The following is a 14,607-nucleotide window of genomic DNA, read 5'->3' on the forward strand; positions in this document are numbered from 1 at the left end:
AGCGGGCGCTCGTTATTCTTGGGCCAAGTACGCCTCAAGCTCTTTTGCCAACCATTGCGTGAGGCCGCCCAGTTGGCTATAACGATTTTGGATCATACCGTAGGCTTGGCGTTTCATGGCTTGGTCGTAATTGAGCACTTTGACGCTACCGTCACGCAAGTAAGGGGTGATCAGCACTGAAGGCACATTTGAAAACCCCGTGCCATCTAGCACCGCATTACGTAGGTGCTCATAAAATGGTAATGCTATGTAATTACTCGACGCCGGTGACACAGCGCGCAAACCATCTTCATCGATTGTCGCAAGTGCGAATTCGGTGTAGCGAGCCAAATCTGAGCTGACTACGTTGGATAACTTACTTAATGGGTGCTCGCTTTTAGCCACCGTCATCATGCGGATTTCACCCAATTTTACATGGTGTGTGCTGGGAAGTTTATTGGTGTAAGGCAGTAAACAATAGGCAATGTCGACCATGTTTTGCTCCACCATATCATTCAACTCTGGCGGCGGTGCCATATACACAGACACACTCGTATTAGGAAATTGCTGACTCATTTTATGAATAAGTTCACGCCAGTAAGATTCAGGTAAGGCATCATCTCGAGCAATACGCAGCACCGATTCCACTCCTTGCAGATGCTGCTGACAGCGCCCCGTAATGTCGTTAGCAATCATCACCATGCGCTCACAGTCGTTTTTAATGACTTGGCCAATATTAGTGAGCATCACTTGATTGCCCGTGCGCTCAAGCAGTTCCACGCCGAGCTCATCTTCCAGCGCACTCAGTGACGAACTTAAGGTTGTGCGGCTTTTACCGACTCTACGCGCCGCCTCGGCGATGGAGCCTGACTCACTGATAGCAAGGAACATCTCTAATTGGCTTATTTTCATTTTCAGACTCCAAGGTGTGTTGATGTCGAAGTAACTGTAATCACTGAATTTAACCTTTAGTGAAACAACACTTCCCACAGCGACGATAATATCGTCGCTCAGCGATTTTGGAAATAGAAAAAACACCCATAAAATAGCGCTCAGTCAGTAACAAGCCTACCTAGACTGACGAGTTTTCGATTAATCCGAGGTGTTTATGCCAAGCAACCATTCATTAGAGAAAAAATTACTGACCTTCTCTACGCTATCAGCCCTGCTCTTTGCCCTAATGGGGATTGGCTTGGGTGTGTGGATGGGCTCTTTGGTGATCCTATTTGATGGCGCGTATTCGTTTGTCAGTTTACTGCTCACAATGCTGTCTTTAGGTGCAGCTTGGTACATCAACGCTCCTAAAGCAAAACGCTCAAATCCGCACATAGATTTGGTTGAGCCACTTGTCATCGCAATAAAAGGCTTTGCCATTACGCTCATGTGTTTGGCGTCTTTCACTTCTGCCGTGTTTGCCATTATGGCAGGTGGTCGTGAAGTGGATACGGGTTTGGCATTGGTGTTTGGCGTGATTAACCTAGCGGGTTGTTTAGGCACCTATTGGGGGCTGGCAAAACGCGGCAAACAATCTAAATCCGCCCTGATTGAAGCAGAATCAAAACAATGGTTAATGGACTCAGTGATAAGCGCTGCGGTAATGGCTGGATTCGTGCTTGCAAGTATTCTAACTTACGCTGGTTTATCGCATTACGCAGTGTACGCCGACCCAATTATGGTGGTGATGGCCTCTGTGTACTTTACAGTCGTGCCGTTGAAAATGATGTTTGGGGCATTGAGTGAAGCGTATGATATCTACTCTAAGAACACTGGAGCCTTTGGTAATACAGCACAAAAAGCTAGCTGATTGAGCCTAGATTAATAAGCTCCCACCGATCACTACGAAAATTAATGCCAAACTAATCAACACATAAGTCAGTCGGCGTTGTGCCAAGGTGGTGATCACACCGTGTTCATCGGCAAGTACATAGCGCGGAGCGGGATCGTTAGGTTCAACCGGCATGACTTGCGAGCGTAATTCATTACCATAGCGGTAGGTCAACAGCATATGCTGCTGACCTACCAGTTCCAAGGGAAGAACTCGGTTATCTCGCACGGCAGTAATTTCGACCACCTTGCAGCTTCGTGCTTTGGGTTTACGCCACATGACCAATTTCATCGTAGGCCAATTTTGCCGCAATCAAGTCACTCAGAGCCGTGCCCACAGATTTAAACAAGGTAATATCCGTATTATTCGCACGCGCAAAAGTGTTGTCTCTTGCTAAGTCCTTTAGCTCACCTAATACATCTGATTCACTAAACACGCCTTCACTCATAGGAATGAGCAACTCGCCCGCCTCGTTCAGTACGTTCTCGCGGCTATCAACAAACACCTTTGCCCTTGTCACCGTCTGGCTATCGCACTCTCGGGCATCACGGTGGTGGTTACCAATTAAATCTACATGCGTGCCAGTGCTGAGCCAGTGACCTTCAAACAAAGGTGTATGACTGCCAGTGGCGCAGCAAATGGTATCTGCACTGGCAATCAGTGCTTCATTGACTGCTTCATGACTAAATTCACACTCAGGGAACTGCTCTCGTAGTGACTCAATCACCCTCTGCGCTTTTTCACTATTACGAGCAACAATGCTCACTTTTTTGTAATCGCGCACAGCCAAATGAGCTCTAGCCATAAAAGGCGCGAGTTTGCCCGAACCGAATAACACTAAGTGTTGGGCATCTTTTTTTGCAAGATAATCCGCTGCGAGTGCAGAGACTGCCGATGTACGCCACAAAGTCACCTCGGTGCCATCAACCAGTGCCAGCGGCTCACCATATTGGCGAGAAAACAGCATGATTTTGGAGTACAAAGAAGCGCGACCTTGTTGCTCATTCTCAGGAAAATAAGTGAACGCTTTTACACCGATAACGTCGTCATTCCATGCCGGTAATACCGCAAATGCATCGTGATTATCGGGCATCGTATCTAGCGAATACACATTTCGCCTAGGCGTACCAGCCTCGCCCGCAAAGCCTTTTTGCAACGCTTTGAGCAAAGGTGGATACGCCATAACCTGTTGTACGTGTTCAGCACTCACAATTTTCAAAACTAGCCTCCTAAAATAAACTGCTGTGGAGCGTGGGTTAAGCATTCATAGCCATTTTCAGTCACCACAATATCTTCTTCTAAACGCACACCACCAAGATCAGGAATGTAAATACCCGGTTCGATGGTGATCACATTGCCGGCTTCAAGCTGGTATTGCACACCGGGCTTCAAAAATGGAATTTCATGTAAGAACAAACCAAGACCGTGGCCAAGCCCCTCTCCAGCGTATTGCGCGAATGGACTCGCTTGCAGCACTTCATGTGCTATGGCGTTAAGGTCATGGGCACTGATACCCGGGCGAACTGCGTTGAGCGCTGCTTGCTGTGCCTTTTGCACCGTGTCAAATATGGCTTGTTGCTCAGCACTGGGTTGGCCCCACACGTAGCTTCGGGTCATATCTGAGCGATAGCCATTTACCACTGCGCCAAAATCGATAAGGATAAAGTCTCCTTCGCGCAGTTGTTTGTCACCTGGGTTGCCATGAGGCAATGCACTGCGCTCTGCAAACAATAAAATCGTGTTAAAAGAGGTGCCGTTTGAGCCTCGTAATTGCATCTGATAATCAAGTTCAATAGCTAGCTCACGCTCAGTGATACCTGTTTTTATGCGTGCGAGCGTATGCGCCAGAGCACTATCTGCGATTCCTGCCGCTTGTCGAATACAGTCAATTTCATTGGCATCTTTAATACGACGCAACGACTCCACTAAGTCCGTGCGAGGATTCAACTGCGCGGCGTTTAGTTCGCTGGCAATACCTTGCCACTGAGCCACATTAAAATGCGCGGCCTCAAAGCCTACACGCAGATTGGACCCTGCTAAACGGGCAATACATGCCCCTAACGTCTCGTTGTCGCGGTCACGCTGCACCACGTCGATATCCTTGGTCTCAGCCAAGGCGCGTTGATAGTAGCGATAGTCTGTGATCATCACCGCTTTTGTTGGCATTACTAATAAGGTCGCGGCATTGCCAGAGAAACCAGTGAGGTATGAGATATTCTCAAACCCTTGAACAATCAGTAATTCATCGCCCAATGAGGCAACGAGATTTTGTAATCGAGCTAAACGCGCTAAAAAAGTCTGAGTCATCGTAAAATAAACCCTTGAATGAGAGGATCCTGCGGATCGAGATAAAACTGATGTGTGCCAGTAATATACGCTTGCCCTGAAACGACAGGTACAATGGCATCGCGTTGGTAGGCAACGCATAGCGCATCAATGGCAACATGAAAACCTGCCCCTAAGATACCCTCAATAAAGACACTTTGCCCCTTTTTGAGTTGGTTGCGCTGATGCAAAATTGCCACACGCGCACTCACGCCTGTGCCTGTTGGGCTTCTATCAAGCTCACCTTCAGCGAAGATGCACACATGGCGAGAAAAGTGCTCTGTGTTGTGCAACTGGGAATTACTATAAAAAATAATGCCATATAGAAAATTCATGTCTGCATCTGGGTGGTCCAAGTTCAACTTGGGAGCCAGCTGTGCCTTTATTTGCTGCCCTACGCTAATAAGTTCACTGTGGTTGTCGAGGCTTAAAGAAATATCGAGTTCGTCAGCATTAACAAACCCGTAAAATGCGCCGCCAAAGGCCACATCGCAGCTCACTTGTCCATATAAAGGTAAATGTACACTCTCATCTAAACAATGCACGTAGGCTGGCACATTGGTAAATTTGACAATATCGCTGTCATCACGATAAAAGCTGTGAATAGTGCCTGCTGGCGTATCAATGCTCAGCGCGACTTCCTCATGCCCATTGTGTGTATTGGCATGTTTGTGTAATTGGGTTAGGGCAATAATGGCGTGCCCACACATGGTCGAATAGCCTTCGTTATGCATAAATAGCACGCCAAAGTTACTACTGGGATGCTCCGGCTCAGTAATGAGCGCGCCATACATGTCAGCATGACCGCGCGGTTCAAACATCAATGCTCGGCGATAATGCTCATATTCGCTTTGGCAATAACGCCTTTTCGCTAGCATCGTCTGCCCCTGAGGTTCAGGTATCCCCGCAACAATAGTGCGTAAAGGCTCACCCGCTGTATGGGTATCGATGCACTCTACAACATACTGTCTATCAAGCTTGATTGCGTTTAAATCTAGGCTCATACATGCTCCAGGCAAAAGGCCGAGCACCGTGTGCTCGACATAGTGTCACGTTGAAAACGTGTTAGGGGTTAAAAGCTAATGCGCGCCATGAGCGACACGTAACGCGGTGACTGACGCCACGTTGTCATCCCATAATCAGGGTTAAGTTCAATGCCGTTCGCACCGTACTGTGTGCGCTCTTCATTAATGCCTATTGCCGTGTCGCTATTGAGTAGGTTGTACACCGTGCCTTTTACCAACACGTCTTGTCCAAATAACTCAGCGTTGTAGCTCAGTGACATGTCAATATCCGTGCGCCATGGCAAATTGCCCTCACTGCCACGTGGCGATGGATTACCGTTTTCATCATAATGTGATGCATGGTCATAGTAACGACTGATACACGCATCCCACGGATTACCCTGCTCGCAGCTGTCTACACCAGCGGGGTGAACACTGAAATAGCTCTTCGGACGGCCAGAAATGCTTCGCGCGACCAAACCAAAAGTGAGGTTGTCAGTAATATCGTATGTGCCTGATAGCTTGATTGAATGACGGTGGTCGTTTGGCAAATTACCGTAACCGTGGTCCATCAAATCGCCGTAGTCATACGATGTTGTCCAACCTGGATCAGCCTGATCATTGTCGGTTTTAACAAGACCTTCTGTGTTACCCCAGCTGTGTGACCAAGTGTAAGATGCATCAATACGCATTCTGTCTGTAATGTTGCCATCAAGGGTGAACTCAAACGCTAAGTATTTACGCTCAGCTTTGGGTAAGGCCAGCTCTTGTGCACTGAGTGTGACGTCATCAATCTGGCCGTCGCCATCAAAGTCATAGCTCATTTGCACACTCTCACCAGGGTTATTCAACACATAGTAAGAGCCTTGACCCACGTTATCCTCAATCCCCAGTTCAGCCAGCTTTTTCGCTAGTACAGGGCCTACATCGGTGTCTTCTACACTGCGCCCGAGCTCGCGATAAATAGCCCGCGCACCAAAGGCCATGTCACCAAAGACTTCTTGCTGATAACCCAAGGTAAACTCATCAGAATACATAGGTTTAATGTTGCTCGATGCAATTAACCCTGGTTCAGTGATACCGCGCTGACGCCAACGACGCTCACGCAACATGTCGCCACGACTTGGTGAGCCATCCGCCTCTAAAACTGGCTCGCCATTGGCATTCACTTGGTCTAAATCGAAATATTCAAACCACTCTACCGAGGCTGAACCTTGAGTGATGTTCATGTTTGCTGAAACCGGCTGGAAGTAACGGCCAAAGGTCGCGAATATTTTCGCGCTACCGTCGCCATGTAAGTCATAAATGGCTTGTAAACGTGGCGCGATTTGGTTGTCGATATCCACGTAGGCGCGACCATCCGTTACCGTGTTTTCAAACTCGCTATAACGCACCCCTAAATTAAGAACGAGCTGATCGCTCACCTGCCAAGAATCATTGATATAGAACGCCAATGAACTGGTGTCTGAATCAACTTCACGGGTGCGCACACGACGTTCAATGTAGTCTTGACCCGCCGCAGCGCCAGAGATGTCATTGTCGCCAGCAGTGGCTATCGTCCACCACCCCATAGCGTCACCGATACCGTTTTGGCCAGAGAAGTAATCCACGTCAACTTTGGTGTAATCAACACCAAATTGCACTGCGTGCTCGGCTAAATCCCAGTTGAAGTCGATACGTAGCTGGTCGCGAATGAACTCCTGTTCAGATACGCTTGATGCGGTGTGTTCAGACAGGGTGGTAAACCCATCTCGCTCATCCCATACACCTGGATTTGGCGATGCCACAACGTTCTCAACGTTTTCTGTTACGCGACCGGCAACGGCGGATACAGATAAGTAATCACTGAGGTAACCGTTATACGCCAAGCTATACATGTTGCCGCCATCTTCGCCCGGTGCTGTCACACCTTGTTGGTCGCCAATTTCATTACTGCGCCAATTGTAGGCAAAGGTGTCAGTTTCCCATTCACGCTTATTGCTCATAGCGGAAAAGCCGAGTGAGTGATTTTCATTGATAAACCAGTCTAGTTTGGTAAACCAGCGGTTTTCGTCACGGCTAAAATCACTAAACGTGGTCTGCCCAGCTCCCTCAGATGAATCGCGACGAGGGTTGAATAGCGCATAAGCAAATAGCGTATCTTCAATCAATGCGCCACTTGCCCATACTTGCAGCTCACTAAAATCATAGCTACTGCGCATGGTGTTAGTGCTGATTGTGCCATTGCTTTGATATATTGAGCCGTGGTGAGCAGCGAGACTGTCGGGCTCCCAGCGTACTTCAGCACCTGCGGTGAAGTCGTTGTCACCTGATTTCGATACGGCGTTGACAATACCGCCCATGGCGCCACCAAATTCAGGATTGATACCACCCGTTTTCACTTGGGTTTGTGAAATTGCTTCCCAAGGGAGGCGAATCGAGCCTAAACCTGTACGAATACTTGTTACGTTTAAGCCGTTGAAGTAGTAGCCATTTTCTGCTGACGATGCACCACCAAAACTCGAGGCGCCGTTGAAGCTACTGCCGCCGGTTGCCGCCGTACCTGGCGCTAAAAGCGCCATACTTTCAAAGCCACTTTGTACCGGCATGACTTTAATTTCTTCATCCGAAAACGTAAGACCGGATGTGGATGAGCTTAAGTCGACGCGGCGGATTGCAGCACCGGTGACCGCAATGCGTTCCATTGTGTCGGCGGTGGCTTGCTCCATAGTTACATCAAGAATGATTGATTGACCAATGGTGACCGCTACATTGTCTTGCACCACGCTTTGATAGCCTGGTTTACTAATAGTGATGTTGTAATTACCCACTGGGACATTACGCAGAATATATTCCCCATCTGCGCCTGTTTTGATTTCATATTTAAGGCCTTTTGTGGTGTGAACCAAAGTGATCACCGCATCAGAAATATCCTGACCACTGTTCGTTTCGATACTGCCTTTGACGATACTACTGCCATCAACCGCCAAAGCGGGGGCAGTAGCAAAAAGCGCTAAGGCGATTGCGCTTACCTTAAATGCCTGCTTGCAAGAGCGCGTACGCTGCATTGATTTTGCCATTGTTGTTTCCTGTTTGATGTTGTTTTTATTTGCTTGAAGCAAGAGCACCATAACGCTTTTACATATTGTATACAATATTAAATATACATAATTTACTTATATCGTTAGTCCAAATTTTTATTAGCGCTCATAAAAACCACAGGTAAACCAATGGGGAGAAAGATATATAAAACACTAAAAATCAATTGGTTATTTGCAGTTCAGCGTGATTGGTTGGTGCAGTTTTTACTTTTAGACCACCTGCATATATCAGCCAACTCGAAACTGAAAGCCGAGTAATTCTCAGCGGAATTTAGCTAAACCTTTTTACCCACAGAGCAAATATTCTAAAACAATAACAAAGTTGTAAGCGCATTAATTTTGTACAAAACGGCACACTTTAATACCAAATAGCACATTTTAATTTACTTAATTTTAACATTTTGTTAATCAAGGATTTTTTCTTTGTATCTTCTTTATCTCCTTCTTTTTATTTCTTTTTTATAGGCTCTAGCGGGATTGTAAAGCGTGGATGACTCGTCTAATTATGGATGCGAGAGAAACACGACTGAGGCAAGTCGGAATAAAACAAAAACCAATCTCTATGAAGGAAAGTTAAATGAGATCAACGTATTTAGGGTTACTAGTATTAGGTGCCATTACCACACTCAGTGGCTGCGCTAAATTAGACGGGCGAGTCACAGCTGGTGGCACATTGAATTCACAAGGTGGTGATGGCAAAGCTGTATTTACAGCGCATGCAGCTCGTTGCGATGGCCAGATCAGTGGCCGCGTTAACTATCAAGATAAAACAGCTATCGATTGGCAACAAATGGGAGGCGTCGCATTTAACGCCAAGGTTTCTGATGCTGGTTTATGCAGTGAAGATCCTGTTTCACCAGACGGTATTGAAGATGAAACCCGTCATTGTAAACAAGACATTTGTACCGAGGGCATGTTTCAGGTTGAGTTCGACTACAACTCGACCAACCCAGCAGCACCGGGAGAAGGTTCAGGCTTTGCGTGCATGATGGATATCGGTGAAGGCGTGAAAAGTGGCTTTGGTGCTAACGGCATTCTGAATGTCATGCTCCTAGAGTCTGGTCCATATCAGGGTTACCACAATGCTGGCACCATGGGCGGCAACGTACAGGTTCACGACTGTCCATCAAGTGATGACGACGCATAAGCGCAAGGAGCAATATAATGAAACTATTAAAAAATAAAACCTTACTTGCAGCGAGTATTGCCTCAGTGCTGAGCTTACCTGCCGCAGCACAATCGATGCGCATGGTGGTCGAAACCAATGGCAATGATTTCGATAAAGTGAAAACTGAGTTAGTCGCTCAAGGCATTGAAATTAATCGCGAACTAGCAGATTTAGGCAGCTTCGCTATCACTTTGGATAAATCACAACTTGGTGCAGTATCAGGACTTAAGGGCGTTCAGGGCTTTTACCCCGATGTACCGAGAAAATTGATGTCTGAGGGCTCTGCTCAATTCATCCCATACGGCTTACCCATGGTACAAGGTGACCAAGTAAGTTACCAAGGTGGTCAAAAGGTGTGTGTTATTGACAGTGGCTACGATATCACTCACCCAGACTTACCATCAGCTGCGGTTACAGGCTCAGATAACCACGGTGCAGGCCCTTGGTATGAAGATCAATTCGCCCACGGCACCCATGTGGCGGGCACTATTGCCATGGTAAACAATAATATTGGTGGCGTAGGCTTCGTCTCAGACCATTCACTGGATATGCACATTGTACGTGTGTTTGCTGGTAACGGCGCTTGGGCTTACTCCTCTGACTTGGCTCATGCGATTAATGAATGTGAGCAGGCAGGTTCGAATATCATTTCAATGAGTTTGGGCGGTACTTTCTCAAGCCCGCTCGAAGAACGAGCTATTGATCGAAGCGCTCGCAATGGCGTGCTAATGATTGCAGCTGCTGGTAACTCTGGGCAGCCTACACACAGCTATCCCGCTTCCTATGACAGTGTTATTTCCGTCGCTGCAGTTGACAGTATCAAACAGCGAGCATCGTTCTCTCAGCGTTCTAGCCAAATTGAATTCAGTGCACCGGGCGTAGAAATATTCTCCAGCACCTTTCAAGGACGTGGCGCGCGATTCAATAAGTTCAGTATTGAGCAAGATGACCTCAATCTACTTTACTTCGCAATGGAGAACTCAGGATTAGGCTCTGTAACGGGTGAGCTCGTCGACTGTGGTAAAGGAGCAGAAAGTTGTGGTGACGTCACTGGCAAAATCTGTCTGGTAGAGCGTGGCGAAGTACCATTTTTCCAAAAAGTTGACCAATGTGCAGCAGATGGCGGTGTAGGCGTGATCGTACGCAATAATATGCCAGGGCGTCTAATCCCCATGATTAATCCGACAGACATGATTGCTGGTGCTGTGACGTACAGCGAAGGTTTAAAACTGATGGAAAACTTGGGTAAGGAAACCACTATTTCAACGGCAAACTTCCCTGACCATGACTTTATGTCGGGCACTTCTATGGCCACTCCCCATGTAACAGGGGTCGCTGCACTCGTGTGGAGTAACTTCCCTGAGTGTTCTGCACAAGGAATTCGTATGGCGCTGCGTGCCTCAGCGGAAGATTTAGGTGAACAAGGATACGACTATGCTTATGGCTGGGGTCTAGTGCAAGCGAAGGACGCGGTGGACTACATTCAAGAAAATGGCTGCCAAGCACCTAATGGTAATGTTAAAGGCGGTCGAGGTTAATGGTGTAACTCTTTGATTCCTGATGATTGTTACCCAAGCGCTCTTTATGAGCGCTTTTTTGTTTGTGCTTCCTCTTTTCTTTGAGAGCGTTGTATCTTATGTCTGAACCTGATATCAATACATAAGATCCGAATAGGGTTTAATTGAATAATTTCATTCATTTAATAGGATATTAGGGAAGTATACCGACATGGAAAAAATGCAAAAAAAAGTATTATTCAGTGCATCGGATGCACAAGGAAATGAACGCAATGGGTTCATAGACGCCAATACCAACTCAGAAGCTATACAAAAACTAGAAGAAAATGGTTTCTCAGATATTACTCTTCACTACGATGCAATAAGTTGTGGAAACAGAGATGATCTCGAAGGCTTAAGCGAACGAGAACTCCAAAGAATTGCCAATATCGAAATACAATCCCTCCAAGGTGTAGGCTCTGGTACACTATTTTTGCAAGCACTTAGACAAAACTGGTTCGTCATTTGTATTGGTCTTGCAGGGTGTGCTTGGGGCATCTACAGCAGTAGCACAGTCTTCTTTGTGCTCGGCGGCATCATTGCCTTGATTGCTCCAGTCATCAGTTTAAAGAATTTAATCACTCTATCTCAGTACACACGGCTGCATGAAGCCACTGCACTTGGTGAGCATGACAAAGCATTGAAGCTTATCCACACCCTAAGACCCAAGTTCAAAGCACCTGAAATGGCTTTCGACTTAGATATTAAAGAAGCCTGTATTATGGCAAAACAGGGCAATGTGAGTGGTGCTTTTGATTTTCTAGCTCCGTGGCAACAGAAGTTTGATTTCTCTTCTCCTGGTATGTATGAAAGCCGAGCTGCCGCAATCTACTATATCAATGGAGACTTCGACGATTTATTAGAGATGATGCGAGAGGCTTATGATAAATCAGATAACAACCAAATGATTCTCTTAGATTTGATATCGATGGAAGCTCGCTACGGAGATATCGATAATGCTCAATCCCTCATGTCAAACATTGAAATGCATGCACTAGCGCCAATGTGTTTACCTTTTTTAGATTGGGTACGCGGACTGATCGCCAGTCGCGCCAATGATCCAAGCGCTAGCAATTCACTTGCAGCTGCTGTGAGCAAGATGCTCGAGTATGGAAATGACTCAATCACGTTAGTGTTACTTGCCCTGATGACCGGCTCATATGCACGCGAATTACAGCGCAACGGAGATAATGAGGGTGCCCAAAAAGTACTTCACAATATTTGGCCAGTATTGAAGGAAAATGGTGATGAGCAACTGGTACAAGAGCTAGCGCCGCTCATGGAAAAGTAGTATTAGTTCGCAAGATGCAGACTTTGGAGTCTGCATCTTCAATGTCTATGCGCCCTGCTCTTCCATCTTGATCAGTAGATTCTTGATATCTTCTTTGGCGCCTGTGATATGACGAATCAAATAATCACACGCAGCATCAACGTTCTTTGCGCGGCACAGTTTCAACAACTCACGATGCTCTTCTGGAGCGGTGTTTAGGCCACCAGCTAAAAGAATATGCATGCGCACGTAACGTTCGGAGTTTTTACTAAACTGCTCAACGAGTTCACGGGTTTGTGGACGCTCGGCTTTACTGTAAAGCTTGCCATGAAAAGCGCTATTCAGGTGGCCTGTCGCGGCTTGTGTATCACCCGCAGCCATCGCAGCTTCGAGTTCTTGCAGCAGAGCTTCAGCACTTTGAAAATCATCTTCACTTAACTTTTCAAGGGAATGACGCAACAGCTCAGCTTCCAGTAATGCGCGCAAATCGAAGATTTCATCGACTTGTGATGCACTTATCTCAGTAACCGTCGCCCCCTTATGGGCTTCAAAGTTAACAAGTCCCTCCGCCTCTAACTGTAATAAGGCCTCACGCACAGGAATGCGGCTAACATTGAGTTCTTCAGCAAGTGCAGCCTGACGCAGCGGTTCTCCAGATTTGAATTCCCCCAGCAGGATTTTTTCACGAATTGCTTCAGCGACCAATTGGGTTCGGGTTTTATGTTCGATTGCCATAATACTTTCAATAAGTTGCATCTTTTATACAGTATACCGATGCTCTCGCGCTATTTCGAGTCAATTGTATACATTGATGTCAGACACAGAAAAAAGCGCCACCGCTAACAGGGATGGGTGGCGCTTGGGGGACGTTTTGCTTAACACATATTTACGACTAGGAACTTAACTTTGCACACACAAAGGGCGCATAAATCGGCGCATAGCCTCAATACCCACAGAGGTAGAGCGTACATCGGTAGATGAAGGGAATGGGCCACCGTGATTCATCGACTGACACACCTCAACACCGGTTGGCATTTGCTCTAAAATGAGACGCCCAACTTTATAACTCAGTGCCTCGAACACGCTTTGGTCGATGTCACTTTGCTCGTTAAATCCATGTATCGAAGCTGTGAGTTGTCCTTCAAGAGCATTAATAATGCTCAGTAGCTGCGTCATATCGCGATAGCGCACAATCAATGCACTTGGGCCGAATACTTCCTCATGCAGCAAAGGTGTGTCTAAAAATTGTTGAGCATCACAACTGAACACATGAGCATTCGCGTGAAAATCTCGCGATTTTTCACCTTTTGCGACGAGGTTTGTCGCAGTACATTGAGTGAGACTGTCAATGGCCTGCATAAAGGATCGCAGGATACCGGGTGTTAGGAGCGTATCCGAAGGCGCGGCACTAATACTCTGTTGCACCTGATGCAAAAACTCATCTGCACCATCATGAGGTATTAACCACAACCCAGGACTGGTACAAAACTGACCATTGCCCATAAGCATTGATGCACACAACTGCTGTGCCAATTGCGGCTTGCTTTGCAACGCGTTTGGCAAGACCACTTGCGGGTTAATTGAGCCTAACTCTCCGTAAAATGGGATTACCTCTTCACGGCTTTGAATCGTGGTCATTAATGCTTTAGCTACGCCCATAGACCCAGTAAAGCCCACAGCCTTGATTTGCTGTGCTGCCACTAAGCGGTGAGCAATGTCGTAGTTCACACCTTGTAGCATAGAGAACACGCCCGCTGGCATGTTGCAGCGCATGATTGCCTTGTCGATAGCCTGAGTCATTAGTTCACTGGTGCCTGGATGGGCACGATGACTTTTCATAACAACCGGACACCCTGCCGCGAGAGCTGCCGCTGTGTCACCTCCCAAGGTTGAAAAAGCATAAGGGAAGTTCGACGCTCCAAATACAGCAACAGGGCCAACTGGCAAGTGCTTAAGCTGAGTGTGCGGTTTGGGCAGCGGCTGACGCGCAGGATCTGCGGCGTCTTCACAGCGCAGATTCAAAGGTGCAAGGTCTTGCGCTAAGGCATCTGCAAAGGCACGCAGCTGATTCATGGTTCGCCCTTTTTCGCCTTGCAAACGCGCCATTGGCAAATTGGTTTCTTGGTGCGTTGTGTCAAGCAACTGCTCACCCAACGCATCGATTTCATCAGCAATAGCGTGTAAAAATTCGCTGCGCGCTTGCATACTTGTTTGTCGATATGCAACAAATGCCTGCTGCGCAGCACTGCATGCAGCATCAACTAAATCTAACGTGATGTCGTAATATGCTTGGTTCAGCGGTTCATTTTGCGCGGGGCTAAAGCCATAGAAGCGCGTGTCGCTTCCTTGGTGCCATTGACCTGCGATGTAACTAAATCCGGTTAACGTATGTGGCATTAC

12 protein-coding genes are annotated in these 14,607 nt (G+C 47.0%); 4 read left to right on the plus strand and 8 right to left on the minus strand.

Annotated features, from left to right (window positions below; genetic code table 11):
* Positions 1-12: 12 nt before the first annotated feature.
* Positions 13-891: a LysR family transcriptional regulator gene (locus V1358_RS08520; protein ID WP_347393222.1), complete on the minus strand. Its 879-nt coding sequence runs from the start codon at positions 889-891 to the stop codon at positions 13-15.
* A gap of 196 nt (positions 892-1,087) precedes the next feature.
* Between V1358_RS08520 and V1358_RS08525 the strand changes: the two genes are divergently transcribed.
* Positions 1,088-1,783 carry a cation efflux transmembrane domain-containing protein gene (locus tag V1358_RS08525; RefSeq protein WP_347393223.1) on the plus strand — a complete coding sequence of 232 codons (696 nt, stop codon included), beginning with the start codon at positions 1,088-1,090 and terminating at the stop codon, positions 1,781-1,783.
* A gap of 6 nt (positions 1,784-1,789) precedes the next feature.
* Here V1358_RS08525 and V1358_RS08530 read toward each other — a convergent pair whose 3' ends face one another.
* The 5 genes from V1358_RS08530 to V1358_RS08550 all read right to left on the minus strand — a co-directional run bounded on the left by V1358_RS08530 (position 1,790) and on the right by V1358_RS08550 (position 8,192).
* Positions 1,790-2,083, minus strand: a complete 294-nt coding sequence (locus tag V1358_RS08530; RefSeq protein ID WP_347389561.1) for a hypothetical protein — start codon at positions 2,081-2,083, stop codon at positions 1,790-1,792.
* Complete coding sequence (lhpI, locus tag V1358_RS08535) at positions 2,073-3,023, minus strand: bifunctional Delta(1)-pyrroline-2-carboxylate/Delta(1)-piperideine-2-carboxylate reductase (protein WP_347393224.1); 951 nt, start codon at positions 3,021-3,023, stop codon at positions 2,073-2,075. Before lhpI ends, V1358_RS08530 begins: the two co-directional genes overlap by 11 nt.
* Positions 3,024-3,025: 2 nt before the next feature.
* Positions 3,026-4,111 (minus strand): M24 family metallopeptidase, encoded by a 1,086-nt coding sequence (locus tag V1358_RS08540; RefSeq protein ID WP_347393225.1) that lies wholly within the window; start codon positions 4,109-4,111, stop codon positions 3,026-3,028.
* Entirely contained in the window at positions 4,108-5,133 is a 1,026-nt protein-coding gene (locus V1358_RS08545; RefSeq protein WP_347393226.1) for a proline racemase family protein, read from the minus strand. The genes V1358_RS08540 and V1358_RS08545 overlap by 4 nt, the downstream gene beginning before the upstream one ends.
* Before the next feature lie 68 nt (positions 5,134-5,201).
* On the minus strand, positions 5,202-8,192 hold the full coding sequence (locus V1358_RS08550; protein WP_347393227.1) for a TonB-dependent receptor: 2,991 nt from the start codon (positions 8,190-8,192) through the stop codon (positions 5,202-5,204).
* A 598-nt stretch (positions 8,193-8,790) separates the two neighbouring features.
* Between V1358_RS08550 and V1358_RS08555 the strand changes: the two genes are divergently transcribed.
* From V1358_RS08555 to V1358_RS08565, 3 genes are all read left to right on the plus strand, one after another.
* On the plus strand, positions 8,791-9,360 hold the full coding sequence (locus tag V1358_RS08555) for a hypothetical protein (protein ID WP_347393228.1): 570 nt from the start codon (positions 8,791-8,793) through the stop codon (positions 9,358-9,360).
* Between the two features lie 17 nt (positions 9,361-9,377).
* Positions 9,378-10,919, plus strand: coding sequence for a S8 family serine peptidase (locus V1358_RS08560; RefSeq protein ID WP_347393229.1), 1,542 nt, complete (start codon positions 9,378-9,380; stop codon positions 10,917-10,919).
* 190 nt (positions 10,920-11,109) lie between these two features.
* Complete coding sequence (locus tag V1358_RS08565; RefSeq protein WP_347393230.1) at positions 11,110-12,228, plus strand: hypothetical protein; 1,119 nt, start codon at positions 11,110-11,112, stop codon at positions 12,226-12,228.
* A 45-nt stretch (positions 12,229-12,273) separates the two neighbouring features.
* Here the strand turns inward: V1358_RS08565 and V1358_RS08570 are convergent, their stop codons facing one another.
* Complete coding sequence (locus V1358_RS08570) at positions 12,274-12,942, minus strand: GntR family transcriptional regulator (protein ID WP_347389568.1); 669 nt, start codon at positions 12,940-12,942, stop codon at positions 12,274-12,276.
* 165 nt (positions 12,943-13,107) lie between these two features.
* Positions 13,108-14,604, minus strand: coding sequence for an aldehyde dehydrogenase (NADP(+)) (locus V1358_RS08575; RefSeq protein WP_347393231.1), 1,497 nt, complete (start codon positions 14,602-14,604; stop codon positions 13,108-13,110).
* Positions 14,605-14,607: the final 3 nt, after the last annotated feature.

The organism is Pseudoalteromonas pernae (assembly GCF_039831865.1).
Taxonomy (GTDB): Bacteria; Pseudomonadota; Gammaproteobacteria; order Enterobacterales; family Alteromonadaceae; genus Pseudoalteromonas; species Pseudoalteromonas pernae.